Source organism: Glutamicibacter sp. NPDC087661 (assembly GCF_044743275.1).
Taxonomy (GTDB): Bacteria; Actinomycetota; Actinomycetes; order Actinomycetales; family Micrococcaceae; genus Glutamicibacter.
The window spans coordinates 21,691-46,559 of sequence record NZ_JBIUWE010000008.1 but is presented as its reverse complement, the minus strand read 5'-3'; the positions used below and the strand labels follow the sequence as shown (position 1 = coordinate 46,559).

The following is a 24,869-nucleotide window of genomic DNA, read 5'->3' as shown; positions in this document are numbered from 1 at the left end:
TACTATTCATGGGATACTTGTTAGGTAAATTTTCCGCGGCTCGAAAGGACCCTGATGGCGGCCCGTTTAGGTGTGGTTTCCGTGGTTCAGGCCGTCGTCAAGTCCCTGCGTGCCCGGATTTTCAGCGGGGAACTGTCTCCCGGCACCCCGCTGGGCGAAGTGGACGTCGCCGCGCACTATGAAGTGGCCCGGCCAACCGCCAAGGCCGCGCTGGAGAACCTCGTTGCCAGCGGCCTGCTGACGCGCAACGCGCATCAGAGCGCGAAAGTCACGCTGCTCTCATCCGCCGACGCCCGCGACATCTACCGCACCCGCGCCATCATCGAAGCAGAGGCCGTGCGGCTGCTGGCCAGCACCGGACAGGTCCCGGAAGCTGCACGCGAGGCCAATGCCGAAATCACCGCACTGCGCGATGCTTCCCCGATCCAGATCGTCAATCCGGATGTCCGCTTCCACTCCGCACTGGTCCAGGCCCTGGATTCGACCCGTACCAGCGCAATCTACGGCCAGCTCAGCGATGAGATCCGCCTGTGCATGACCCACGTCCAGGATGCAACGCTGCTGAACACCGCGGACATCGCCAGCGAACATGAACGCCTGCTCGAATGCATCGCCGCCGGCGATGCCCAGGGCGCGGCAGAGGTTTTGGCCCAGCACCTCTCCCGCGCCAGCACCCGATTGGCCGAGCACCTCGACAGCCTTTCGCAAGGTAGGCGAAGATAGGAGCATGGGCATTTTCGCAAGCAGGAAAAGCATTGAGCAGGACTTCGCGCGCATGACACAGCGCCTGGATGCGGTAGCCGCCTTCCAGGCCGAGGGGCTCAGCGCGAAAGCGCGCGTCCTGGCCACGGGCCTGCGAAAGATTGTTCCCGAAGCCGGGTTCGAGCTGGCTGCCAAGGATGCCACCGCATGGATCCACGCGCACGAGGCCCTGCGCCTGCTGGAAGGCACCATCTCGATCCTCGAGGGTTGGAACGGTTCACCCGACGAGGTCTTCATCTCCAGGGCGGCGAGCGCATCGCCCGATTCCCCGGCTGGTGAGGCGATGTCCGATGTTCCAGCCGATCACCTGGGTATTCTGCGCCCCGCAGACGACGGCACCCTGCAGCTATTGGCAACCTTGGACCCCGCGGAGCAGCTGCGGCTAACCGGCTGGCTGCGCACTTTCACCCGGGCATAAAAACACCTTTCCCACCTAGCGGCATTGCGGGCCTCCGCACATACCCCCACCCGTATTTTTGACATACCCCCGGGGGTATAGACTAGTCTGGTTCCAATCCACCTTGAAAGGAACCAACCATGCTGCTTGAACGCCTCTACGACGAAGATCTCGCGCAGGCCAGCTACTTCATCGGCTGCCAGGCCAAAGGCGAAGCTCTCGTGGTCGACGCGCGCCGCGACATCGCCGACTACCTTGCCCTGGCTGCCAAGCACGGCATGCGCATCACGGCCGTCGCTGAAACCCACATCCACGCCGACTACCTTTCCGGAACCCGCGAACTAGCCGCCGCCACCGGCGCCACCAGCTACGTTTCGGGCGAGGGCGGCAAAGATTGGCAGTACGGATTCGAGGCAGAACGTTTGATGGATGGCGATATCATCACGCTGGGCAACCTGCGCATCGCCGCCCGCCACACCCCGGGCCACACCCCGGAGCACCTGGCTTACGCCATCACCGACGGAGCCTTCAGCCAAGACCCTGGCTACCTGCTCTCCGGCGACTTCATCTTCGCCGGCGACCTAGGCCGTCCGGATTTGCTGGACGAGGCCGCCGGCGGTGTCGATACCCGCTTCGAAGGCGCCCGCGATCTCTTTGCTTCGCTGAATAAAACCCTGGCAGAATTGCCCGATTACATCCAGGTGCATCCAGGCCACGGCTCGGGCAGCGCCTGCGGCAAAGCGCTGGGCGCGGTCCCTTCCACCACGTTGGGCTACGAACGCGAGTTCGCCTGGTGGAGCACCTACCTGGCCAACGACGACCAGGACGGCTTCATCGCCGAACTGCTCAACGGCCAGCCCGACGCCCACGCCTACTTCGGCCGCATGAAGCGGCAGAACCGCCTGGGCCCAGCCATCCTGGGCCAGCTCGACCCCCTAGCTGAAATACCCGTCCAGCAGCTCCTCCAGCAGCTGGAGGCGGGGGTCTCGGTGCTCGTCGATACCCGTGGGCACACCCAGATCGCCGCAGGCACCGTTCCCGGCGCGCTGTCCATCCCGGGTACGGCGAAGACCGCCAGCTTCGGCGCCTGGGCCTACGATCCGGAAAAGGACCAACGCGCCCTGATCGTGCTGGCCGAGACCGGCGAACACGCCGCGACGATCCGCGCCCACCTAATGCGCGTGGGCATCGACGCGGTCAAGGGTTTCACCACCAGCTTGGAAGGCCTGCCAACGGTGAAGCCGAAGTCGATCACCCCGGCACAGCTGGACGATTTCGAGTACGAGATGCTGCTGGATGTCCGCAACAAGACCGAGTTCGCCGCCGGGCATATCCCGGGCGCCAAGCAGCTGTCCGGCGGACGGGTGTTGTGGAATCTCGATCAGCTGCCCGCCGGCGGCACCATCGTCACCTACTGCCAAAGCGGCATGCGCAATGCCGTGGCCGCCAGCGCACTGCGCGATGCCGGCTACAACGTCGTCGAGCTTGAGGGCAGCTACCTCGGCTGGTCCTCCTTCGCCAACTAGCCACCCCCGCCACGAAAGCTGAACTGCATTCAATGACTACCCCTTTGACCACCATGGACGCCGAAGCACTTAAATGCCTGGTGGAAGCCCCCGACACGGACCTCGCCTTGATTGACGTGCGCACCGCGGGCGAATTCGAAACCCTCCACATTCCCGGCTCGTACAACGTGCCGCTCGAAGAATTCACCGCCAACGCCACCGAGGTGCTCGCCAAGATTCCAGGCAAGCCGGTGCTGATCTGCCACAGCGGCAACCGTGCTTCCAAGGCGCAGCGTGCCCTGCAGGAGCAGCAGATCGAGCACAGCACGGTACTGCTTGGCGGCGTCACCGCCTACGAAAATGCCGGCGGCACCATGGTGCGCGGCGTGCAGCGTTGGGCGCTGGACCGCCAGATGCGCATGACCGCAGGTTCCGTGGTGCTCGCCGGGTTGCTCGGAGCGAAGTTCATCTCCCCGAAGTTCGCCTATCTTTCGGCGGCCATCGGTGGCGGACTGGTGTTCTCAGCCCTGCGGGATTCTTGCCCGATGATCAGCTTCTTGGGCAAGATGCCCTGGAACAAAGTAAAGAAGTAGGCCATGGAGTTCGGACCGCTGCTGGTTCTGGCCCTTGCACTAGCGAGCATCGTCGGGCTGTCCCTGGGACTGTTCGGCGGCGGCGGTTCAATCCTGATGGTTCCCCTGCTCAGCTATGTAGCCGGGTTGCCCGCCAAGGAAGCGATCGCCACCTCCCTGCTGGTGGTCGGTGCGACCTCGGCAGCGAGCCTGATCCCGCATGCCCGCAAGGCCAATGTGCGTTGGAAACAGGGGATGGTCTTCGCGTCCACCAGCATGCTTGGCGCCTTTGGCGGCGGGCTGCTGGCCAGCGGGATCCCTGCCCAGCTGCTGATGCTCGGTTTCGCGATCATCATGCTGGCCAGTGCCCGCGGGATGATCCGCGGACGGAAAAACACTGGCAGCGCAACACAGCCGTTGTGGCTGTCCGCCCCGGTCGGCTTGGGCATTGGCATGGTCACCGGCCTGGTCGGTGCCGGAGGCGGTTTCCTGCTCGTCCCTGCACTGGCTTTGCTGGCCGGGCTGTCCGTGCAACAGGCGGTGGGCACCTCCCTGCTGGTGATCACCCTGAATTCGATCACTGGCCTGGCCGGGCAGTTGAATTCAGTTGCACTGGATTGGCCGCTGGCCGCAGGGCTGGCGACCACCGCGATCCTCGGTTCGTTGATCGGCGCACGGCTTTCGCGCAGGATCGACGAACGCGCTTTGCGCAAGGGTTTCGGCTACTTCGTCTTGGCCATGGGCGTGTTCGTGCTCAGCCAGGAACTACCGGCTCCCGGCGGGCTGGTCGTAGTTGCGGTTGCAGCCCTCGCGGGCGCATTGGTGCTGCTGTGCAACAAAATTCCGGCGATGGGGGCGCGCTGCCCGCTCGTTCTGAAAGGAGAAACCCGATGAAGCCGCTTGAATTGTCAGCTTCGAACTTCGCTGGGTTCATCGCAAGGAACCGGCTGGTGCTCGTGGATTTCTGGGCGCCTTGGTGCGGTCCTTGCCGCGGCTTTGCCCCGATTTTCGACGAAGTATCCGCGGCGCATCCTGAAATCGCCTTCGCCAAGGTGAATACCGAAACCCAGCCGGATTTGGCGCAGGCAGCCCGGATTGCATCCATACCGACGCTCATGGCGTTCAAGGATGGGATACTTGTACATTCAAAACCCGGAGCGTTGAGCTCTGGCGCTATGGAGCAGTTGCTCGTCCAACTCAAACACCTGGATGCCGAAATTGCAGAAGACGACTAACCCGCTACCCGTACCAAGGAGAAATTGATGCGCACTGCTGACGAAGCGACCCGCAAGCGGATCCTCAACCGCCTTAAGCGTGCCCGAGGCCAGCTTGATGCGGTGATCAACGCCGTGGAAACCGATGGTTCGTGCAAAGAGGTAGTCACTCAGCTGGCCGCCGTCTCCACCGCGCTGGACCGCGCCGGATTCGCCATTGTCTCCACCGCGATGCAGTACTGCATCGCCGATCCCGAGAAGGCTTCCGAGGAAGAAGACGGCCTGAGCGTCGAAGAACTCGAAAAGCTCTTCCTCTCCCTGTCCTAACCACTACCCCAAGGAAAAAATTATGTGCCGCCAGGTTCAATGCAAGATCTGCCAGAAGACCACGTGGGCTGGCTGCGGCCAGCACGTTGAAGCAACTATGCGCAATGTCCCCAATAAGGACCGTTGCCAGGGCCACGAAGCCGAACCGAAGAAGGGCTTCTTCAAGCGCCTGTTCGGCTAGACCGGGGTCATAGAGGGTCAAGGGTTTCACTGCCCCGGGATTCGTTGGCATAATCCGAAGTATTTAGCCCATCCGCGGCTGAGCAAACTTCACTCCCCCAAGGAAACGGCAGGCATGACTTCAAAGATCCGCATCGGTATTGCTGGCTATGGGAATCTGGGACGCGGCGTCCAAGCCGCGATCGCCAAGAATCCCGATATGGAGCTGGTGGGCGTCTACACCCGCCGTGACCCGCAGGCCCTCCAACTGGCTCAGCCGGCACCGCGGTTCGGCATCGATGAGCTGGAAAAGCACGCCGCGCAGATCGACGTATTGATCCTTTGCGGCGGCTCGAAATCGGACTTGCCGCAGCAGGGCCCGAAGTTCGCGGCGCTGTTCAACACCGTGGACAGCTTCGATACCCACGCCCGCATCCCCGAGTACTACGCGTCCATCGACGGCCCGGCGAAGGCAGCTGGCAAGACCGCGTTGCTCTCCGTGGGCTGGGATCCGGGCATGTTCTCGATCAACCGGGTCTTCGGGGAGGCCTTGCTGCCCGACGGCGAAACCTACACCTTCTGGGGCCGCGGGCTGAGCCAGGGGCATTCGGATGCGATCCGCCGCGTCCCGGGCGTCGCCACCGGTGTGCAGTACACGATCCCGAGCCAGGAGGCTATCGACCGGGTCCGGGCCGGCGAGCGCCCTTCCTTGAGCACCCGCGAGAAGCACCAGCGCGAATGCTTTGTCGTGCTCGAAGACGGTGCCGATCCGGAGTCGGTGCGCGAAGCCATCGTGACCATGGAGCACTACTTCAACCAGTACGACACCACGGTGCAGTTCATCGACGAGCAGACCTTGGCCGCCGAGCATTCGAATATGCCGCATGGCGGGTTCGTGATCCGTTCGGGCAATACCAGCGACGAGCAGAAGCAGGTCATCGAGTATTCGCTGGCACTTGGCTCCAACCCGGAATTCACTTCCAGCGTGCTGGTGGCTTACGCCCGGGCCGCCTTCCGGATGAACCAGCGCGGCATCACCGGTGCGCAGACCGTTTACGATGTGGCCCCGGGGCTGCTCTCGCCCAAATCCCCCGCACAGTTGCGCGCGGAGCTGCTCTAGGATTTTGCCGGGCCAGCAGCTCACCCGCTGGCGAGCGCATCCTTCTCCCAGGCCTCCACTGGCCCCGGGACCTGCACGAACAGCGGATGCAGGGCCACCTGCCCTGCCGGTTCCAAGCGGGCGATGCGCGCGGGATCCCGGACGGAGAGCTTGCGCAGCAGGTGCTCGCGCTCGAAGTGCACCTGCCCCTGGGTGACCGGGATCTTTTCCAGCTGCGCGGCGGCTGCCGGATGCAGGATCTTCGCGGCGTCGAAGCGATAGCCCCGGACAGCCGCTTCGTCCCACAAGCCCTGCAGATAGCCGCCCATATGCACCAGCGGGGCGGGCTGCGCCTTGAACCGGAGAAGCTGCGGGTGCCCTGTATAGCCCTTGGTCTGGCCGGCGAGCACCTTCTGGGCCAGCAGTGTTTCACGCCAACAGGCAACCAGCCCTTTGGCGTCGAGCAATGAGGGGTGCAGGGACCACAGTCGCATGGGCCAAGCCTAGTCGGGGTTCGGGCCAGCCGGGAACTCGATGATCTCGCTGCGAATCAAGAAGCGCTTGCCCTCCGGGGCTTCGACGGAGAAACCGGATCCCCGCCCGTTGACCACGTCAACGGTGAGCTTGGTGTGCTTCCAGTATTCGAATTGCTCCTTGGACATCCAGAAATCAATGTCGCCCAGGGCGGTGCCATCAGCGCCGTCCAGGGAAAGCACGCCGAGCCGGATGTCCGATCCCCCGGTGCGGAACTCGCCGGCCGGATAGCACATCGGCGAGGACCCGTCGCAGCATCCTCCGGACTGGTGGAACATCAGCGGGCCGTGGATCCCCCACAGCTTGCGCAGCAGGTCCAGGGCTTCGGAGGTGAAGGCCACCCGCGAGAACTCTTCGCCCTCGATTGCGGCGCGTGTTTCGGTTACGGTGCTCATGTCCTGCTCCTGCCTCGTTGTCCACGTCCGGATTTATCTCGTTGTGGCCAGTGTCCTCTTTTTGGGCCGCACCGTCCATCGCTCGGCCAGGGCGGCCAGGGCGGCCAGGGCACCGGTACCGGATGCCGCTTCGAAAAGCCGCATCCGGTACCGTGCCATCAACCATTGCGGATCCGGCTACGCCCTGCCGGCGTAGTCGATGACAACGCGCCCATCGATCTTGCCATGGCGCATTTCGTCGAATACGGCGTTGATATCTTCCAGCGGGCGGGTATGGAAGGTCGGCTTGATCTTCCCTGCCGCATAGAATTCCAGCGCCTCGATCATGTCCTGCCGTGTTCCCACGATCGATCCGCGGATGGTCAGGCCCTTGAGCACGATGTCGAAAATGGGTGCGGGGAAATCACCGGCGGGCAGCCCGTTGAACACGATCGTTCCGCCGCGCCGGGTCATGCCGATCGCTTGCCCGAACGCCTTTGGATGCACCGCCGTAACCAGCACGCCGTGCGTTCCGCCAACCTTCTGCTGGATGATCTCGGCCGGGTCCTGGGCGAAGGCATTGACGGTGATTTCCGCTCCATGCTTCGAGGCCAGCGCCAGCTTGTCATCGGCCACGTCAATGGCGATCACCCGCATGCCCATGGCCACCGCGTACTGCACCGCGATATGGCCCAGTCCGCCGATACCCGAAATAGCCACCCACTGGCCGGGCTTGACCTCAGTCATCTTCAGGCCCTTGTAGACAGTCACTCCCGCGCACAGCACCGGCGCGATTTCATGGGGATCCGAGCCCTCCGGGATGTGCGCGGCATAGCGGGAATCCACCAGCATGTACTGGCCGAAGGAACCGTCCACGGAATACCCGCCATTGGACTGGGCTTCGCACAGCGTCTCCCAGCCGGTGCGGCAGTACTGGCAGTGCCCGCAGGCGCTAGCCAGCCACGCGTTGCCGATCATGTCCCCGAGCGCGACCTCGGTGACTCCTTCGCCGAGCTTTTCCACGATGCCCACGCCTTCATGCCCGGGAATCAGCGGAAGCTTCGGCTTGACCGGCCAATCGCCTTCGGCGGCGTGCAGGTCGGTGTGGCAGACGCCCGAGGCGATCAGCTTCACCAGCACCTGGCCGGGGCCGGGCTCGGGGATCGCGGCTTCCTTCACCTGGAACTCTTCGCCGAAGCCCTCGACTATTGCAGCTTTCATCTTGCTCATGTACTTTGTCCTTTGCATGGCATTCGAAGGTGCGGGGTGCCGGCTGGCGTGCGGGGGATGAGGCCAATCGATCCCCGGACGCCGTCCCGGCTGGCCCCGTACCTTCGAGGTCTGTTGTCATCTCATGCTGCTCGTGGCAGCTACTGCTCCTAGAAGAAGCCCAGCTTGTCTTCCGAGTAGGAAACCAGCAGGTTCTTGGTCTGCTGGTAGTGGTCCAGCATCATCAGGTGGTTCTCGCGGCCGATGCCCGAGGACTTGTAGCCGCCGAAGGCCGAGTGCGCCGGGTAGGCGTGGTACTGGTTGACCCACACGCGTCCGGCCTGGATGGCGCGGCCGGCACGGTAGGCCACGTTGCCATTGCGGCTCCACACCCCCGAACCCAATCCGTACAGGGTGTCGTTGGCGATGGAGATCGCGTCGTCGTAGTCCTTGAACTTGGTCACCGCGACCACCGGCCCGAAGATCTCCTCCTGGAAGATGCGCATGTCATTGGTGCCCTCGAAGATGGTCGGCTTCACGTAGTAGCCGCCGGAGAGCTCTCCGCCCAGATCCGCCCGTCCCCCGCCGAGCAGCACCTTGGCGCCCTCGGACTTGCCGATGTCCATGTAGGAGAGGATCTTCTCGAGCTGGTCGTTGGATGCCTGGGCACCCATCATGGTGTCGGTATCCAGCGGGTGGCCCTGCTTGATGGCCTTGGTGCGGGCCACCACATCGCCCATGAAGCGGTCGTAGATGCTTTCCTGGATCAGCGCACGCGATGGGCAGGTGCAGACTTCGCCCTGGTTCAGCGCGAACAGCGTGAATCCTTCCTGCGCCTTGTCGTAGAAGGCGTCGTCCTTGGCCGCGATGTCCTCGAAGAAGATGTTCGGGGACTTGCCGCCCAGCTCCAGGGTGACCGGGATCAGATTTTCCGACGCGTACTGCATGATCAGCCGGCCGGTAGTGGTTTCGCCGGTGAAGGCGATCTTGCGGATGCGCTTGTTGGAGGCCAGCGGCTTGCCGCATTCCACGCCGAAGCCGTTGACCACGTTCAGCACGCCGGCTGGAAGCAGATCGCCGATCAGTTCCATGAGAACCAGGATGGAGACCGGGGTCTGCTCGGCGGGCTTGAGCACGATCGCATTGCCGGCAGCCAGGGCCGGGGCGAGCTTCCACACGGCCATGAGCAGCGGGAAGTTCCACGGGATGATCTGCCCGACCACGCCCAGCGGCTCGTGGTAGTGGTACGCGGTGGTGTCCTCGTCGAGCTGGGAGAGGCTGCCTTCCTGGGCGCGGATTGCTCCGGCGAAGTAGCGGAAGTGGTCCACTGCCAGCGGGAGGTCGGCATTCAGGCACTCGCGGATCGCCTTGCCGTTATCCCAGGTCTCGGCCACGGAGAGCATTTCAAGGTTTTCCTCGATGCGGTCCGCGATCTTGTTCAGGATGACGGCGCGTTCGGCCGGGCTGGTCTTGCCCCAGGCGCCAGCCGCCGCATGCGCCGCGTCGAGCGCCACTTCGACGTCTTCTGCGGTGGAACGGGCCACCTCGCAGAAGACCTTGCCGGTGACGGGGGTGATGTTCTCGAAGTACATGCCCTTGACCGGGGCTACCCATTCACCGCCGATGTAGTTCTCGTAGCGCGGCTTGAAATTGACCAGTGCTTCATCGGTATTCGGGTTTGCGTAAACCGCCATTGCTCCACGTCTCCTTAGTCGGATGTCCTGGCCGCGATGGCATCATCGCGGAACCTTGCTTGTGACTCTAGTCACACGAAGGTTGCAGTCAGGTTGCAACGGGATCCCAGATGACCGCAATGGCATGTTCGAGCCTGGCGGGAGGAACGGCAATGGCAAGGAACCTAGTTCTCGAGGGCCTGGACCTCGGCGACGACAAGTGAGCGCGCTGGCGATTGCGCAGGCAATTCGCGCAAGGCAGCTCGCAAGAGGCCAGGGTCAGCCAGCTGGCGGCCCAGGTTCAGCAGCTGATGCGCAGTTCCTCGATCCAGCACCATTTCACGCAGCGCGGCCTCGGTCCGGTACAGCAGCGAGACGATGCCTGGCGCCTGGGAGCGGGCCAGCAGGCCCGGGGAGTACAGCGGCAGGGCGGAATCGAGATCGCCCTGCTCCAGTGCACGCCATAGGCGGCCAAGGGTCGTATGCAGGTCCCACTGAAGGCGGTACGGGCGTGAAGTCAAGGCACGCCCGCCTGGGCCCGCGAGTACCTTGCGCAGCCTGACGATTTCGGCGCGGACCGTGCCCTCGGCCGCGGAATCGGGACGCTCGAACAGCTCTTCCACCAGCTGGGCAGTGCTCAGGCCTTCCCGGTAGTGCGCCAGAAGGGTCAATATTTCTGCATGGCGAAGGGAAATCGGCACTGATCCCAGATGGGCCCCATCAGAGCGCCCCAAGTCCAGGTAGTCGGGATCGGCCACGACTCCGGCACCCGGCAAGAGCAGCTGCGTTTCCGCAGCCATGACCGCCGCTTGCAGCAGCGGCAAGGAGTGCGTGGCAACGGCTTCCGGGCCACCGGTCAGGTCGATTGCGCCAATTACCTGACCAGTGCGCGGATCGCGGATCGGTACCGCCGAGCAGCTGTACTGCTGGGCTTGCTCATAGAGATGCTCAGCCCCCGAGACCTGCGAACCGGCCCCGGTTGCCAGCGCCATTCCCGGCGCGGATGTGCCAACACTCTTTTCTGCCCAGTCGGCACCTGCCATGAAGCCCACGTGCTCGGCTTGGCTCATCGAACTGGTGCTTCCCGCAACCCACAACAAGGTTCCGCCGGCATCCGCAAGGGCGACCAAGAGATTGGCGTCGGTTGCGGCGGGAACAAGGAGCTTTTCGAAAACAGGCCAAATCCGCTGGAGCTCGCTGCGCTCGCGGGCAAGGCGCAACCGGTCGTTGCTCAGAACCGGCGGTTCTTGAACCGAGCCTGTTTGGGCCAGCGACCGTTTCCAGGATTCGCGCACGTCATTGCGCAATGGGAGGTCGCCCAGTCCGGTTTCCTGCGAGGAGAGCAGCTCGCGGGCTTTTTGTGCGCGGCGAGTTGCGTTGGACCAGTCGATGGCAGATGTGCTCACGCTCCCCCTTCACCCCGTCGGAAAGATGGTTCTGTGCAGTTCCAACCAGACTAGGCGAAGAGGGGATGCTTGAGAAGAGGCGTGCTCCAACCCCTACTTCAACAGTTCAATCAGGGCATCCTCGTGGGTCAGCTGCGGGTGGTGCCCCGCGGAGGGAATGGAGTGCAGTCCAGCCTCGGGCCGGGACTCCAGCTGCCGGATTGCGGCGGGGTCCAATGGGTCTTCGGCTCCCCAGATAATTCGGAGCGGACCGTCATAGCGATCGAGCATCTCCCGCAACTGCCGGCGCCACTGCTTGGAACTCGCCAGGGCGAGATGGCCAGCTACCGCGGCGGCGGTACTTCGCTTCAGATCGCTGACGCTGGAGACCAAGGCAGTTGAGCTCGCCTCGTTGCCGGTCAATTGACGTGAGAGTTGCTCCGCGGTCGCATGGCGCAAATAGCCGCGGACCAGCGGCTGGAACCTTGGCGCCTTCCCTGCGTGCCCTTGCAAGAAAAACGGCGCAACCAAGGTCAGCGAGCGGACCTTGCCCGGCAGTCGACCTGCGGCGAGCGTGGCGGCGGCTGCCCCGATGGAGTGCCCGATCAGATCCACCGGGCCGCCTGCCAGGAGAGCGGGAAGCCACCGGTCCCAATCCGGGACGCCCCGTCCGCCGCTGAGCCCAAGCCCTGGCAGGTCAACGGCCCGTCCGCCAATGCCCTGAGCTACTGCGGCCCAGGTATCGGCATTTACCGGAAGGCCAGGGAAGATCAACCGGCGTTCCTCGCGGTCGCCCAGCTCAAAAGTTCTCACTCCCCCGACATCTACATAGCGGCGTGCCCCAGATGCCGCGGCCCCGAATCGGTGGGCGGCCAGATAGTCTGCCCAGCGCTCCAGAGAGGAACCAACGTCAGGCATCTGGATTCCGTGCCGGTTGGCGAATTCGATCGCGGGCCCGGTCGGATAGCGGTCCGCGGACATGAAGTGGAGCGTTTCCGGATCGGCTTTGGTGATCCACGAAGGAAGAGCCTTGATTAGTCCCACGGGCAAGCGCAGCTTGGGGACTTTCGCGCCAAGATGCCGGCCAGTTTCGGCCAGCAAGCGCCCCAGTGGCGCAGTGGCGTCATCCAGCAGCCAGTAGGATTTGCCTATCGCCTCCGGCGCAATGGCCACGGCCGCCATGAACGCAGCCATATAGTCGACCGTGAGCACCGGTAAGAAAGTCGAGTCACCTGCGGGAAGAGCTGCGGTTTTCCCTTCCCAGAGCTGCTCAATGGTGCCGGCCAGCCCGATGTGCTGGTCGGATTCCCCGGTAATGCTGTGGCCGATGACGCTGGCCGGATTGACGATGGTCCAAGGGATTCCGTGTTCTTTGCCGAGGGCTTGGAAGACCGCGTCGGACTCCACTTTCGAGGCTTCGTAAGCGCCTAGTTTCCGGTAGAGATGATCGCGGTAGTCCTGCGGCCACGGAACCTTCGAGGGATCCTGCCCGCCGACTCGGTAGCCGGAAATATGCACAATGCGCTGCAGCTCTGGCAGCGCTGCAGCAAAATCCACCAGCTTCTCGACGATGCCAACATTAGCGCTGCGGGCTTCCTGCGCGCTCATGCCGAATCGGTAGGTGCCGGCGCAATTGTGAATTTCGGTGACGCTGGTGAAGGCCGCAGGTCCGCCAGCCAGGATTTCGGGGGCGTCGAAGTCGACGATCGCGGTATTGATCACTTGTTCCAGTCCGTGCTGGCTCAGCCAATTCTTGACCTTCGCTGCGGATTCAGCATTCCGGACAGCTGCTGTTACCTGCGTTCGGGCGTCGAGGAGAGCAAGGATCAGATGCCTGCCGATTAGTCCCGATGCCCCGAAAACCAGCGCATGGCGAAGGTTGGCTCCGTGCATCAATTCTGGTCCCCTTCGCCCTGTTGGCGCAGGCCAATGAGGTCGGCTACCGCGTCGGCGGCGGCGAGAAGCGGCCGGGTGCTTTTCATCGCCCGGGAAACGATGGCGGCCCCTTCGATGGTCGAGACGATAACAGTTGCCAGGGACTTCGCTTGGGCATTGCCCACGCCATCGGCTTCGAGCAGGGCAGTGGTCGGAGTGATCCATGACTCGAATGCGGTGGCGCAGGCTTGCCGCAGGCGTTCACTTGAGTCTCCCATTTCCAAGGTCACCACTGACACGGGGCAGCCTAAGCGGAAGCCGCTATCGCTGATGATGGCGGCCAACGCTTGGATAGCAAGCTTGGCGGCTTCGGCAGCACCTCCTGCGCTCTGGGCGACCTGGATAATCATGGTCTCGAATTGCTTGGCGGCCAGTTCTACTGCGGCCACGCCCAGCCCCTCTTTCCCATCGGGGAAGTGGAAATAGACCGACCCCTTTGGTGCTGCAGCGTGCTCGATCACTGCATTGAGGCCGGTGCCGCTGTATCCGCTGGTCTGGATGAGTTCAAGCATGGACTCTGCGAGCCGTGCCTTGGTGAGGTCTCCTTTGGGAGTCATACAATTAAAAATAGACCAGTCTATATATTTTTACAATCCGGCCTCTCGAACGCCCCGGGCAGCGCATCCACTTGCCACGCGCGCCCAAGCAATCCTGGGCGCGACGCTGCAGAAGCGCTGAATCATGATCACCGGAGCCATGGATGATGCTTGCCCCGTCCAGGCTTTGCGCAAGCAGTCGCCTCAGGGCGCACTGGGGAATTCGCTCCGCTCATGCCCGACGCCTCGCCGAGGCAAGGGATGCGATCGCATCGGCCACCGCCTCGGGTTCGGCAAATCGGAAATCCGCGCACGATGCGCATCAGCACCCTGTTCCCGACATGGGAACGGCTGCTCGCGAGTGGCATGGGGGCGGCCCCGCGGCGCGCAATCCCAAGGCTGAAATTCGCAGGTGACATATCACCTATACAATGTCGATTATATAGGGGATAAGTACACTACCCTCCAAAAGTTTTGATCCACCTCTTTACTTCCAGCCCATTCCGGGCGTAATATACAACCAAATGGTTGTATATGAGTTGAGCGAAGAACAGGCAAACAAGGTCTTCCGCGCCTTGGCAGATGCCACACGACGAGACATCGTGCGGCGGACGCTAAACGCCGAGGTGAGCGTTTCGGAAATTGCTGCAAGCTATGACATGTCTTTTGCGGCAGTTCAGAAGCACGTCGCGGCATTGGAATCCGCTGGTCTGGTCACAAAAATCGCACGTGGTCGCGAACGCATAGTTCGCGGACAGCCGGATACCATCCGGCACGCGCAAGAGCTACTCTCTTCCCTCGAAGACATCTGGCGCCAACGCATCAGCCGGCTCGATGATTTCCTCGCCGATGGGGACAAATAAGGAGCATTCCCATGCCTGTCACATCCGTTGTCAAAGATTCCGAAGCACTCTCACTGACTGTCCACGCAGAATTTCCGGTCAAGGTTTCCCGCCTGTGGGATGCTTACCTGGACGCCCGGCAACTTGAAAAATTCTGGGGGCCGGTGGAATACCCGGCAACTTTCACCCGGCACGATGCCACCCCTGGTGGCCGCTCGAACTACCACATGACTTCTCCCGAAGGCGAAGAATTCCACGGTTACTGGATCTGGAATGAAGTCGTCGAGCACAAATTCTTTGAGGTCAGCGACGGCTTTGCGCACGCCGACGGCACTCCGAACCCCGACCTGCCCCTCAACCGCATGGTTTTCTCCTTCGACCCGACGCCTGAAGGATCAAAACTGACGATTACAGCAGTTTTCGATTCCGTTGAGGAGCTGGAACAAGTCGTCTCCATGGGCATGATCGATGGCACCCGTTCGGCCATGAGCCAGATCGAGCAAGTCCTCATCGACCTGCGCAATTATGCCGAAAATTTCATCACCGATGCACAGATCCTGTCGGACACCCAGGTGCGCATTACCCGCTTGGTGCGCGGGTCAGTGGAGCAAGTCTGGCAGGCCCACCATGACCAGCGGCTCATGAAACGTTGGATGCTCGGCCCCGACGGATGGCAGTTGGCTGAATGCGTGACGGCGCAAGAGGCCGGCGAGACCTACCGGTACTGGTGGGAACCGCTATCTGCCGATGACGGCTCCGGTTTCGGTTTCACTGGAACCGTACTTGAAACGCTGCCCCAGTCCTACGAGCGGACCACGGAGCAAATGATCGGCACCGATTACCCGGCCACGGTGAATGAATTAACGCTGACATCCAACCAGGGCGGCACCCTGCTGACGATCCTGATCACCTACCCAGATGCGCAAACCCGCGACATGGTGCTCGCCACCGGAATGACCGACGGGATGGAGGCCAGCTACGCCCGGCTCGAATCGATTCTCTAAAGGGCGATTCGCCCCACATCCGGCGCCTTGGCGCGCGCAAATATGGAAGACTTAGACCCATGAGTTCTCAGAATGCGCGCGCAGGCCTGGACAAGAAGGCCGAACAGGTTCAGGAAATGTTTGACAAGCTGGCTCCTCGCTACGACTTGCTCAATACCTTGATGACCGGCGGCATCGTGAACTACTGGCGCAAGATCACCACCGAAGCGATCGCGCCAAAGCCCGGCGAGCGCATTCTCGACCTCGCCGCAGGCACCGGCACCTCCTCGGTCCCGCTCGCGGAAGCCGGCGCTGACGTCACCGCTTGCGACATGTCCCACGGCATGCTCGATGAGGGCCGCAAGCGCTACCCGCAGCTGAACTTCGTCTACGGAGACGGAACCGACCTGCCGTTCGAAGACAACACCTTCGATGCAGTGACCATCTCCTACGGTCTGCGCAATATCGCGGATACCGAGAAGGCCCTGTCCGAAATGCGCCGCGTGGCCAAGCCCGGCGGACGGATCGTCGTCGCCGAGTTCTCCACTCCGACCGTCGCCCCGATCAAGACGGCCTACAAGCAGTTCCTGCCGCGCGCCATTCCTGCGCTGGGCTATCTGGTTTCCCCTAACCCGACCGCTTACGCCTACTTGGCTGAATCCATTGCAGCTTGGCCAGACCAGGACGAACTGGGTGCCAAGTTCGTCAACGTTGGCTGGAAGAACGTGGAATACCGCAACCTGACCGGTGGCATCGTCGCCGTGCACCGCGCCTGGAAGTAGCACTTCTCCAGAATTTTCCTTCTGGCCCGCAGCCGAAATGACGGATGCGGGCCAGAAGCTTTAAAGCACTGGTTCCGCGGCGGCGGGCTGTGTCTTTCTGCCGGCCCAGCTGGCATGCTTGTGTCCGTGAGCCAGATACCAACCGAATCGCACCGCCCCGCGATGAGCTGGAAGCTGCTGCCAGCCTCCCTGCTCTCGGGTTCCGCAGTGTTCCTCTTCGGCGCCGAAAACGACCTGTTGGGCTACGGCCTGCTGGCGCTGAGCCTGCTGTGCGCAGCGGTCATCCAGCGCAGGCTCGCTCGGCATCTGGCATTGATCGCTGCAGGGCTGGTGATCATCAGCCTGGTTCCGCTCAACGCCGATCTGGACCTGGGCCACATGGCGCTGATGGGCGCAGCGCTGGCCGCGGCAGTCCTGCTGCCCTGGCTGATCTCGCGCTTCGCCTTGCGCGAGCAGATCATCAAGTTCCCGGTGAACACCGGCCTCAAGTGGCCGCTGGCAGCGAAGCTGTACTTGCTGGGGGTGGTGGCGCTGGGCTTCTTCATCCTCCCGGTGTACCTGATCAGCACCGGTGTCTACCAGAACTGGCCGGACGCCTCGGACCCAGCCATCTTCTGGCGGCTCTTCCTCGGAGTTAATTCGGTGGGCATCTGGGACGAGCTGTTCTTCATCTGCACGGCATTCGCATTGCTGCGCCAGCATTTCCCGGACTGGCAGGCCAACCTCCTGCAAGCGGTGATCTTCTCCTCCTTCCTGTGGGAGATCGGCTACCAATCCTGGGGGCCGTTGCTGACCTTTCCCTTCGCCCTGCTGCAGGGGTATACCTTCAAGCTGACGAAGTCCCTGTCCTATGTAGTTAGCGTGCATCTGATCTTCGACTTCGTCCTGTTCCTCGCGCTGGTCCACGCGCACAACCGGGAATGGCTCCCGATCTTCTTGTACTGAGGGGGTTAACACCCCAATTCCCCCTGCTACACTCGTTGGCATGGATACCTACTGAGCCAGCCGACGACCCCGCATCGTTTCCCAACGGTGCATCTTGTTCATTTCGGCTACCGGCTTCGGTATCCTTTTCCTTTGCGGCTCCCCTGCGGGGTTAAGCCAATTCTGCGATCCCCCAAGCCGGCAGCCCCTTCGCATTCGCGGGAGAACCTGCATGTCTTTGACACCACCAATTACCCTGAACAACCTCAGCTTTTCCTGGCCCACGGGAGAAAGCGCCCTGGCCAATCTGGACGGCACGTTTCCATCCGGGCGGACCGGGTTGATCGGCGCCAACGGCAGCGGCAAATCGACGTTGCTGAAGCTGATCGCCGGGCAGCTGCGCCCAACGAGCGGAACGGCAGAAACGAACGCACCGCTGAGCTACCTGCCGCAAACGCTGGCTCTGGAACAGGACACGACCGTCGCCCAGCTGCTGGGGGCGCATCAGGTCCTCGCGGCTTTGGAAGCTATCGAGTCCGGCAGTGTCGACCCAGCGGATTTCGATGCGGTGGGCGCGAACTGGGATGCCGAAGCCCGGGTTCGAGCTGAACTGGCGCCGCTGGGCTTCGACGGGCTGGATCTGGGCCGCCAAATCACCACCTTATCGGGTGGGGAGGTCATGCTGCTGGCGGTACTGGGCCTGCGACTGGCCGATTCGCCGATCACGCTGCTCGACGAGCCGACGAATAACCTCGATCGCCCTGCCCGTGAATTGCTCTACGACCTTGTACGTGCCTGGAAGGGCACGCTGGTTGTGGTGAGCCACGATATCGAGCTGCTCGAGCTCATGGAGCATACGGTGGAGCTCTACGACGGGAAGCTCAGCGTTTTCGGAGGGCCCTACAGCTCATACCGCGAGCAGATTGAAACCGAGCAGCAGGCGGCCGAGCAGGCAGCCAGAACTGCCCAGGCCTCCCTGAAAGTGGAAAAGCGCCAACGGGCAGAGGCCGAAACGAAGTTGGCGCGGGCCAAGCGCAAGGGTCGGGCCACCCAGCTTTCCGGAGGCATGCCGAAGATCCTGGCCAACCACCTTCGCCAGAAATCCGAGGCGAACGCCGGGAAGATGCGTTCAAACCTGGATGGCAAGGTCGATTCGGCCCAGGCCAGGCTCGACGATGCCGATCGGCGGGTTCGGCAGGCCGAGCACATCAGCATCGAGCTGCCCGATCCCCAGTTGCCCTCGGGCAAGCAGGTCGCGGCGCTAGGTGCAGAAGATCACCAGTTCATCATCCAGGGAGCCGAACGCGTGGGCCTTGTCGGCCCCAATGGTTCCGGGAAGACCCGGCTGCTCCAGCAGATGCTCGCCGGCGAAGATCCCGGCCCCGGACCGGGCGGAACGCTCTTCGTGGACCGGGTCGGGTACCTGCCCCAGCGCCTGGACGGCCTGGATGGCCAACTAAGCGCGATCCAGAACGTGGCGCTGGTGGCGCCAGCAGCAACCGCGAACGACGTGCGCAATATGCTTGCCCGGTTGCTGCTGCGCGGGGCCAGCGCCGACCGGCCAGTGGCGGCGCTGTCCGGCGGCGAGCGTTTCCGGGTCCATCTGGCGACGTTGCTGCTGGCAGAACCAGCCGCGCAGCTGCTCATCCTCGATGAGCCCACCAATAATCTGGATATGGACAGCGTGCGCCAGCTCAGCGAAGCACTGGGCGCCTATAAGGGCGCGTTGCTGGTAGTCAGCCACGATCAGCATTTCCTGTCGCAGCTGGATCTGGACTATTTGCTGGAGCTGGATGCGCAGGGAACCTTGGCGAAGTCCTACCCGAATCCAGTTTGCTAACCCCCTGGCGGTGCGCTGCCGGTTTAGACTTGTTCAAAGCACACCGCCAAGGACCCCGAAAGCAAGTTGAGTATGTCCTACCCCCAGCGCACCGTCGAAGTCGTCAAAAGCGGCCTCGTGATCGACCAGTCCGCAACCCTGCTCTGGCAGGACATCAAACGTGCCTTCATCTATGAAACGGGTTCCGGCCAGGAAATCCTTACCTGCGCAGAATTCATGCTGGTCGAAGGGTACAGCGTGGAGATCAATAGCCAGATGCCCGGCTGGGACATGGCCATTGAGCACTTGCCGCAGCGCATCGAGAACCTGGTCGACGAACGCTAGAAACCGCTAGGAGCACCCATGGCTACGATTGTTCTTTTCCATCACGTCCAGGGCCTGACCCCCGGGGTGCAGGAGATGGCCGCAGAATTGCGCGCCGCTGGCCACACCGTGCACGCACTGGATCTGTACGCCGGCAAGCTGCCCAAGGATTTCGATGCCGGTATGCGCATGGCAGGCAAGCTGACCGCGGACAAGATCCAGGAACGCGTCGACAAGCTATTTGGCAAACTGCCCGAAGAGCTGGTCTACATCGGCACTTCCTGGGGCGCGGCCCTGGCCCAGCAGTGCGCGCAGCAACGTCCCGGCGCCATCGCCGCGATCCTGCTCGAATCCTTCGTGGATCTGGACGCCGACTGGAGCTTCGGGCCGTGGCCGGAAAATGTCCCGGTGCAGATCCATGGCATGGACCAGGACCCGTTCTTCGCGAAGGAAGGCGACCTGGAGGCAGCTCAGCGCTTCGTTGAAGCAGAGGGCGGCGATATCGCCCAGCTCTTCACCTACCCTGGCAAGCAGCACCTGTTCACCGACAGCTCGCTTCGCTCGCATGATCCAGAAGCTCGCGCGTTGGTGATGGAACGCATGGTCAAGTTCCTTCAGCCCTACGTCTAGCACGAGGGCAGTCCGCTGGTTCCATGCCGGACAATAAATCGAAAAACCGGACCCGGCTTGCGTTAGCAAGCCGGGTCCGGTTTCATTTTGTGCGCCCTGCGGGGATCGAACCCGCGACCAATGGATTAAAAGTCCAGTGCTCTACCAGCTGAGCTAAAGGCGCACGGCACAAGGCCAAAATCCATACTACCTGATGGACCGGCATGAGTATTAATCGGCGTATTCCGCAATTCGGCAGCCCGTAATTTCCGCTGGATCTTGGGGTTTGCAAGCTAAATCACTTGTTGGCGCAGAACTCAGGATCAGCGAGTATTCTGGAGCGCATGAGAGGTGCACGTGCAGGATCAAAAGTTGCCCAGGATGCGGGATTCCGCCATCACAAACCACGCCCCTTCGCCCCGGCAGATTTCGAGCCCTACGAGGGAGGCGCTGATCCGGCGCGCGTATCCGAGGCAGCCCATCTGTCCGCCCAGGCTTTCGTGCAGCGCGGCATTGCCAACAACGACCCCGAAGTTTCACGCCGGCTGATTGCGGTGGCCGAAGAAGAAGGGCTGGAGGTGCTCGCGCAGCTGTGGAGCGAGGCTCCGGCCCGCTCCCTGCCAGGTGCCCTGTGGCGCTTGTATGCGGTTCGCGCGGCAACAATGAGCAAGCCCGAGGTGCATTCTGCACGCTTCCAGGCTGGAGCCCATCGTGCCCAGGTCGAACGCATCGTCGCCGGAGTGGCCGAGCCGCCGACCGCCGAGGAGATGAAGAAGATGACCGGGTCGATTCTCTCCGGCGCCTTCGACGGCGACTTCGCCCATGCCTTGGAACGCACCGCCGCCTATTGCCGGGTACTGGCGCTGGGCATGACCGAGCATGCCGATGCCGCGGATTTTTCCAGCAGCGATCGGGGAACCAAGCTGACCCAGCAGGCCAAGGCCCTGATGGGCACCGCCGTGGATCTGGAAGCCTGCGCCCGGCTTTGGCGCCAGGACGCATTGGACTGAAACATGATCCCGCGCCCTTAGGATGGGTTGAGGAAGTTGCCCCTCAATTTTAGGCAGGTGGGTGTGGGCGCCGCATCGAGGACCAACTCTTCAGGGCTCGTACGCTGGTTGCTGATCCTGATCGCAACGGCGTTGCTTTCCCAAACGGCGCTGAACCTCATTCGTCCGGTGACCACCTATAAGCTCATCTCTTTTGGCTCCGGCGAGTTCACCGTCGGCGTGGTGACCGCCGCCTATGCCATCCTCCCGCTGTTCACCGCAATGATGCTGGGCCGGGCCAGTTCGCGGATCCGCAGGATCCGGTTCCTGATGGTTGCCGGCGTGGCCTTGCTGGCCGCGGGCGGCATCGGCATCAATTTCTCCCCGAATGCCTTGACCGTGGCGCTGGCCAGTGCCGTGCTCGGGCTCGGGCATCTGATGTTTACCATTGGCGGGCAATCTTCCATCGCCCGGTTCTTCCCCGACAGCGATCTGGACAAGGGCTTTGGCTGGTTCACGGCCGCCTACGCGGCTGGGCAATTCATCGGGCCGCTGATTGGCGGATTGGTGCTCGGCTCCGGTACCGATGCCGCCTCCCCTGAGCGCATCGCCGGCATCAGCCTGTCGCTGTGGATTGCGGCCGGGTGCTCACTGCTAGCTGTCCCCTTCTTGCTTCCGAGCTGGCAGCCGAGGATTTCCAAGACGGCGCCGCAAACCCGCCCGGCGAAGTCCGAAGCCTCCATTCCCTCGGTCTTGCGCATCAAGGGCATGGCTTCGCACATGTTCGCCTCGATGACCTTGCTGGCCATGCTGGACATCCTCACGGCCTTCTTGCCGCTGGTGGCGGAGAAACATGGCGTCACACCCGAAGATGTTGGTGTGCTTTTGGCCATTCGAGGTTTCGCTTCGGTAGTTTCCCGGCTGTTCATCCCCAAGCTCTCGGCCCACTTCGAACGCAACCACCTGCTAGTCACCAGTTTGTACATTTCGGGCATAGCCATCGCGCTGGCCCCGATCTTCATCGATTCGCTGTGGGCCTCCGGGGCCGCGTTGCTGGTCGGCGGCTTCTTCCTGGGCCTGGGCCAGCCGATGACCATGACCATGATTTCCACCTCGGTACCGGCGGTGGACCGCGGTGCCGCATTGGCCGTGCGGCTCATGGGAAACCGGGTCGGACAAGTAGCTTTGCCGATCATCTCGAGTACGGTCGCCGCGGGTTTGGGGCCGGCGGGAGCGATCTGGTTCTGCTGCGCGCTGCTCTGCCTGAGCGGAGCGGAGAAGAGCGTGCGCCGCTAGCGTGAGAAAACGCACGAGCGCCGCCCTGCGGTTGACAGCACACCGGTAGGGCGAGAACACTAGGTAACGGTGCCGGGCCGCTGGTAACCCCGGGCTCCAAAATTCTGCCGCTTCGAGCGGCCTTCCGCCGAGAGGCGTTCCCGGTCCGGCACCTTCAAATACCCGGTGTTAACTTCCACGTCGTAAACTGTTCTGCGTTGGTACCAATAGCCGTCGAATCGAATGGTGCGCCGTAAAGTGAAGTTCCAGATCTTTCCCTCCGCCTCGCGCGGCATCGAGTTGCTGTGCGGGTTGACGACGACCATTCGCACCTCCGTTGCCAATGTCGCCGAGATGATCGGCTCACCCGATACCCGTGCGGACCAGCTGCGGGATCTGGCCTCCGCGGAAGCCGAGGCCTCCGATCTGGTGCACGCGGTGCTCACCCACCTGCGAACCAGCTATATCAGCCCGCTTCCCCGCGAAGACATGTACACGCTTTCGCGCTTGCTGCACGAAACCATGGAACAGCTGCGCGGCACCGGCGAACTGATCATGACCGTTGGCTCCACCCCGCTTTCCGAGCGTTCCTCGGAGCAGCTTGAACTCATTTCGCAGCTGGCCGAGCTGGCCTCCGATTCGGTCCAGCGCCTGCATAACCTCGATGACCTGGAAGACAACTGGCTGCAGATGCTGCAGTTCTCCAAGCGCGCGGCCCGAACCCACCTGGTGTGGGTCAATGAGATCGCGAAGTTCGCCAAGCCAGGGACCATCCACCGCCACCAGCGCGTGGCCGACCACCTGATGCTTACCGCCAACACCCTGCGCCAGTTCGCCGACCACCTGGGTCGCGTGCTGGTGAAGGAGTCCTAGGGGAAATGACCATCCTTTCGGTCCTCACCGGATTCGCGATCGTCCTGACCCTGGGCTATGGCGTGCTCAACGGCTTCAGGGATTCCTCTACGGCCGTTGCGGCCTCCGTCCGCACCAGGGCGCTGCGCCCGGCCATTGCGGTCTCTGTGGCGGCGGTATTCGCCTTCCTCGGCACCTTGGCGACCTCGGGGCTGAGCGTGGCGCTGGTGGACAAGCTGAACTTCAATCTCCCCGATGGCGTCGTCGGATTGAAGCTGCTGATCTGCGGCCTGCTGACCGCCGGCGCGTGGGGCCTGTATTGCTGGTGGCGCGGCCTGCCGGTCAGTTCCACCCATGCGCTGTTCTCCGGCTTGGTGGGCGCCAGCGGCGCCTCGGCTTTCATGGGCGACCTGTCGATGTCCGGGGCCTGGGGTCTGCTGCTCGGCTCGGTGCTGCTGCCCATGCTGATCACCCCGGTCATCGCCTACCTGTTGTCCTATGCGCTGGTGATTCCGGCGACCTGGCTGATGCGCCACAACTCCTCGCGTTCGGTCAACAACGGCTCGCGCGCAGGCCAGGCCATCACCGCCTGCGCCGTGGCTCTGGGACTGGGGCTGCAAGATGGCCAGCGCACCGGCGCGATGATCGCACTGGTGCTGATCACCGGTCATGCAATGGACCCGGGGCCCGTGACATGGGCTATCCAGCTGGCCGCGGCCTCGGCACTGGGGCTTGGCGTGCTCCTGGGCGGATGGCGCATCACCTATACGCTCGGCCGCCGGCTGGTGAACTTCGATCCGCTGCGCGGCATGATCGCCCAGGGCGTAGCCGCGGCAATGCTGTTCCTCGGCTCGCTCGTCTTGCACCTGCCGCTGTCCACCACGCAGGCGGTAACCAGCGGCATCGTCGGTGCCGGCAATAACCAGTCTTTCGAATCGGTGGTGTGGCGCAATGTCACCAAGGTGCTGCTGCACTGGGTGCTGACCCCGATTGCCTGCGTTGCCTGCGGCGCGATTCTCACCCTGGCGGTGCACCCGCTGCTGGGCAACGCCTAGTCTTCGCCCGGAATGAAGAGGTCTTCGATCTTGCAGCCGAAGACCGCCGAGAGCTTGAATGCCAGCGGCAGGGACGGGTCGTAGCGGCCTTTTTCAAGCGAGATGACGGTCTGCCGGGAGACGCCCAGCAGGTCGGCCAATGCTTGCTGGGAGAACCCGCGTTCCCTGCGGTATGCACTGAGATTGTTCTCCACTAGCTTTCTGCCCGCTTAATGATGAAATAGCGGATTCCGAAGTCAAGCAACGCCAGCAGCACGACACCAGCCAGAACGAGGCCAAGTGATGCTTGGATCTGAATGAACGAAAACACTGCACCACCGAGGCCGCAAACTAACAGCAAATCCTGGAACACTCCGATGGCAGCTCGGTCATACCACTGGCTCTCCACCGATATCTCGGGGTTCCTTGTGGCACCGCGCAGGGTGTCGCGATCCAGCAGCAACGCCCAGCAAGCTGTAGAAAGCACCGGCAGCAAGCCAGCGGCCATGAGCAACGCTGCCAAGACGAAATGCTCCGGGGCGTTCAGCCGGGCGAAGAGCACACCTGCACCGGCTGAAAGCACTGCCCCTGCGCTGAGGCTGACGGCAATCAGGGCGCCCGACCCGCCACCGAAGCGCGAACGGCCCCATTTGCTCTGGCCAACTGCTTTTGAATCCATCGTTGTCCCCTATCCCTATTGATGTAAACCACACTTTACTGACAAGCGTGCTTTACAGTCAAGGGTGCTTTACATG

Annotated in this window: 29 protein-coding genes and 1 tRNA gene; 20 read left to right on the top strand and 10 right to left on the bottom strand. The window is 62.8% G+C overall.

Annotated elements, in window-relative coordinates; genetic code table 11:
• Window positions 1-54 precede the first annotated feature (54 nt).
• The 9 genes from ACIOTN_RS17880 to ACIOTN_RS17840 all read left to right on the top strand — a co-directional run bounded on the left by ACIOTN_RS17880 (window position 55) and on the right by ACIOTN_RS17840 (window position 6,056).
• Window positions 55-723 (top strand): GntR family transcriptional regulator, encoded by a 669-nt coding sequence (locus tag ACIOTN_RS17880; protein WP_105662720.1) that lies wholly within the window; start codon window positions 55-57, stop codon window positions 721-723.
• Between the two features lie 4 nt (window positions 724-727).
• Window positions 728-1,180, top strand: a complete 453-nt coding sequence (locus tag ACIOTN_RS17875; protein WP_105658975.1) for a hypothetical protein — start codon at window positions 728-730, stop codon at window positions 1,178-1,180.
• 119 nt (window positions 1,181-1,299) lie between these two features.
• Complete coding sequence (locus ACIOTN_RS17870) at window positions 1,300-2,685, top strand: MBL fold metallo-hydrolase (protein WP_105662719.1); 1,386 nt, start codon at window positions 1,300-1,302, stop codon at window positions 2,683-2,685.
• Between the two features lie 32 nt (window positions 2,686-2,717).
• Window positions 2,718-3,257, top strand: a complete 540-nt coding sequence (locus ACIOTN_RS17865; protein WP_105658977.1) for a rhodanese-like domain-containing protein — start codon at window positions 2,718-2,720, stop codon at window positions 3,255-3,257.
• 3 nt (window positions 3,258-3,260) lie between these two features.
• The gene (locus ACIOTN_RS17860) at window positions 3,261-4,130 is read left to right on the top strand and encodes a sulfite exporter TauE/SafE family protein (RefSeq protein WP_105662718.1); all 870 of its coding nucleotides are present in this window, start codon (window positions 3,261-3,263) and stop codon (window positions 4,128-4,130) included.
• Window positions 4,127-4,471 (top strand): thioredoxin, encoded by a 345-nt coding sequence (gene trxA / locus ACIOTN_RS17855; protein WP_105662717.1) that lies wholly within the window; start codon window positions 4,127-4,129, stop codon window positions 4,469-4,471. The genes ACIOTN_RS17860 and trxA overlap by 4 nt, the downstream gene beginning before the upstream one ends.
• A gap of 27 nt (window positions 4,472-4,498) precedes the next feature.
• Entirely contained in the window at window positions 4,499-4,777 is a 279-nt protein-coding gene (locus tag ACIOTN_RS17850) for a metal-sensitive transcriptional regulator (RefSeq protein WP_105658980.1), read from the top strand.
• Window positions 4,778-4,799: 22 nt separating this feature from the next.
• Window positions 4,800-4,958 (top strand): hypothetical protein, encoded by a 159-nt coding sequence (locus ACIOTN_RS17845; RefSeq protein WP_166650877.1) that lies wholly within the window; start codon window positions 4,800-4,802, stop codon window positions 4,956-4,958.
• Between the two features lie 114 nt (window positions 4,959-5,072).
• Window positions 5,073-6,056, top strand: coding sequence for a diaminopimelate dehydrogenase (locus ACIOTN_RS17840; RefSeq protein WP_105662716.1), 984 nt, complete (start codon window positions 5,073-5,075; stop codon window positions 6,054-6,056).
• Window positions 6,057-6,076: 20 nt separating this feature from the next.
• Here ACIOTN_RS17840 and ACIOTN_RS17835 read toward each other — a convergent pair whose 3' ends face one another.
• From ACIOTN_RS17835 to ACIOTN_RS17805, 7 genes are all read right to left on the bottom strand, one after another.
• A complete protein-coding gene (locus tag ACIOTN_RS17835; RefSeq protein WP_105658982.1) occupies window positions 6,077-6,529 on the bottom strand; it encodes a pyrimidine dimer DNA glycosylase/endonuclease V in 453 nt (150 codons plus the stop codon).
• Window positions 6,530-6,538: 9 nt separating this feature from the next.
• Window positions 6,539-6,964: a DUF779 domain-containing protein gene (locus ACIOTN_RS17830; RefSeq protein ID WP_013347532.1), complete on the bottom strand. Its 426-nt coding sequence runs from the start codon at window positions 6,962-6,964 to the stop codon at window positions 6,539-6,541.
• Window positions 6,965-7,141: 177 nt separating this feature from the next.
• The gene (adhP, locus tag ACIOTN_RS17825; protein WP_105662715.1) at window positions 7,142-8,173 is read right to left on the bottom strand and encodes an alcohol dehydrogenase AdhP; all 1,032 of its coding nucleotides are present in this window, start codon (window positions 8,171-8,173) and stop codon (window positions 7,142-7,144) included.
• A 149-nt stretch (window positions 8,174-8,322) separates the two neighbouring features.
• Complete coding sequence (gene adh / locus ACIOTN_RS17820; protein ID WP_402735840.1) at window positions 8,323-9,846, bottom strand: aldehyde dehydrogenase; 1,524 nt, start codon at window positions 9,844-9,846, stop codon at window positions 8,323-8,325.
• Window positions 9,847-10,010: 164 nt separating this feature from the next.
• Window positions 10,011-11,231, bottom strand: coding sequence for a GAF domain-containing protein (locus tag ACIOTN_RS17815; RefSeq protein WP_105658985.1), 1,221 nt, complete (start codon window positions 11,229-11,231; stop codon window positions 10,011-10,013).
• Between the two features lie 93 nt (window positions 11,232-11,324).
• Window positions 11,325-13,103 carry an alpha/beta fold hydrolase gene (locus ACIOTN_RS17810; protein WP_402735842.1) on the bottom strand — a complete coding sequence of 593 codons (1,779 nt, stop codon included), beginning with the start codon at window positions 13,101-13,103 and terminating at the stop codon, window positions 11,325-11,327.
• Window positions 13,103-13,702 carry a TetR/AcrR family transcriptional regulator gene (locus ACIOTN_RS17805; protein WP_402735839.1) on the bottom strand — a complete coding sequence of 200 codons (600 nt, stop codon included), beginning with the start codon at window positions 13,700-13,702 and terminating at the stop codon, window positions 13,103-13,105. Before ACIOTN_RS17805 ends, ACIOTN_RS17810 begins: the two co-directional genes overlap by 1 nt.
• Window positions 13,703-14,205: 503 nt before the next feature.
• On the opposite strand from ACIOTN_RS17805, the gene ACIOTN_RS17800 reads away from it, so the two are divergent.
• From ACIOTN_RS17800 to ACIOTN_RS17770, 7 genes are all read left to right on the top strand, one after another.
• Window positions 14,206-14,544 carry a helix-turn-helix transcriptional regulator gene (locus ACIOTN_RS17800; protein WP_105658988.1) on the top strand — a complete coding sequence of 113 codons (339 nt, stop codon included), beginning with the start codon at window positions 14,206-14,208 and terminating at the stop codon, window positions 14,542-14,544.
• An 11-nt stretch (window positions 14,545-14,555) separates the two neighbouring features.
• On the top strand, window positions 14,556-15,527 hold the full coding sequence (locus ACIOTN_RS17795; RefSeq protein WP_105662710.1) for an SRPBCC family protein: 972 nt from the start codon (window positions 14,556-14,558) through the stop codon (window positions 15,525-15,527).
• 59 nt (window positions 15,528-15,586) lie between these two features.
• On the top strand, window positions 15,587-16,288 hold the full coding sequence (locus ACIOTN_RS17790) for a demethylmenaquinone methyltransferase (RefSeq protein WP_105658990.1): 702 nt from the start codon (window positions 15,587-15,589) through the stop codon (window positions 16,286-16,288).
• Between the two features lie 162 nt (window positions 16,289-16,450).
• Window positions 16,451-17,233 (top strand): CPBP family intramembrane glutamic endopeptidase, encoded by a 783-nt coding sequence (locus ACIOTN_RS17785; protein WP_105662709.1) that lies wholly within the window; start codon window positions 16,451-16,453, stop codon window positions 17,231-17,233.
• 211 nt (window positions 17,234-17,444) lie between these two features.
• On the top strand, window positions 17,445-19,052 hold the full coding sequence (locus ACIOTN_RS17780) for an ABC-F family ATP-binding cassette domain-containing protein (RefSeq protein WP_105662708.1): 1,608 nt from the start codon (window positions 17,445-17,447) through the stop codon (window positions 19,050-19,052).
• 72 nt (window positions 19,053-19,124) lie between these two features.
• On the top strand, window positions 19,125-19,376 hold the full coding sequence (locus ACIOTN_RS17775; RefSeq protein WP_105658992.1) for a hypothetical protein: 252 nt from the start codon (window positions 19,125-19,127) through the stop codon (window positions 19,374-19,376).
• A gap of 18 nt (window positions 19,377-19,394) precedes the next feature.
• The gene (locus tag ACIOTN_RS17770; protein WP_105658993.1) at window positions 19,395-19,985 is read left to right on the top strand and encodes a dienelactone hydrolase family protein; all 591 of its coding nucleotides are present in this window, start codon (window positions 19,395-19,397) and stop codon (window positions 19,983-19,985) included.
• Window positions 19,986-20,075: 90 nt separating this feature from the next.
• On the opposite strand, the gene ACIOTN_RS17765 is transcribed toward ACIOTN_RS17770, so the two are convergent.
• Window positions 20,076-20,148, bottom strand: a tRNA-Lys gene (locus ACIOTN_RS17765).
• A gap of 160 nt (window positions 20,149-20,308) precedes the next feature.
• Between ACIOTN_RS17765 and ACIOTN_RS17760 the strand changes: the two genes are divergently transcribed.
• The 4 genes from ACIOTN_RS17760 to ACIOTN_RS17745 all read left to right on the top strand — a co-directional run bounded on the left by ACIOTN_RS17760 (window position 20,309) and on the right by ACIOTN_RS17745 (window position 24,135).
• A complete protein-coding gene (locus tag ACIOTN_RS17760) occupies window positions 20,309-20,974 on the top strand; it encodes a hypothetical protein (RefSeq protein WP_105658994.1) in 666 nt (221 codons plus the stop codon).
• A gap of 63 nt (window positions 20,975-21,037) precedes the next feature.
• Window positions 21,038-22,249 (top strand): MFS transporter, encoded by a 1,212-nt coding sequence (locus ACIOTN_RS17755; RefSeq protein ID WP_105662707.1) that lies wholly within the window; start codon window positions 21,038-21,040, stop codon window positions 22,247-22,249.
• Between the two features lie 237 nt (window positions 22,250-22,486).
• Window positions 22,487-23,101, top strand: coding sequence for a hypothetical protein (locus ACIOTN_RS17750; protein WP_286134404.1), 615 nt, complete (start codon window positions 22,487-22,489; stop codon window positions 23,099-23,101).
• Between the two features lie 5 nt (window positions 23,102-23,106).
• Window positions 23,107-24,135 (top strand): inorganic phosphate transporter, encoded by a 1,029-nt coding sequence (locus ACIOTN_RS17745; RefSeq protein ID WP_105658997.1) that lies wholly within the window; start codon window positions 23,107-23,109, stop codon window positions 24,133-24,135.
• Here ACIOTN_RS17745 and ACIOTN_RS17740 read toward each other — a convergent pair.
• Both ACIOTN_RS17740 and ACIOTN_RS17735 read right to left on the bottom strand, forming a co-directional pair.
• A complete protein-coding gene (locus ACIOTN_RS17740) occupies window positions 24,132-24,329 on the bottom strand; it encodes a helix-turn-helix transcriptional regulator (protein WP_105658998.1) in 198 nt (65 codons plus the stop codon). The two genes, ACIOTN_RS17745 and ACIOTN_RS17740, sit on opposite strands and share 4 nt — an antisense overlap.
• Entirely contained in the window at window positions 24,329-24,793 is a 465-nt protein-coding gene (locus ACIOTN_RS17735; RefSeq protein WP_105658999.1) for a hypothetical protein, read from the bottom strand. Before ACIOTN_RS17735 ends, ACIOTN_RS17740 begins: the two co-directional genes overlap by 1 nt.
• Window positions 24,794-24,869: the final 76 nt, after the last annotated feature.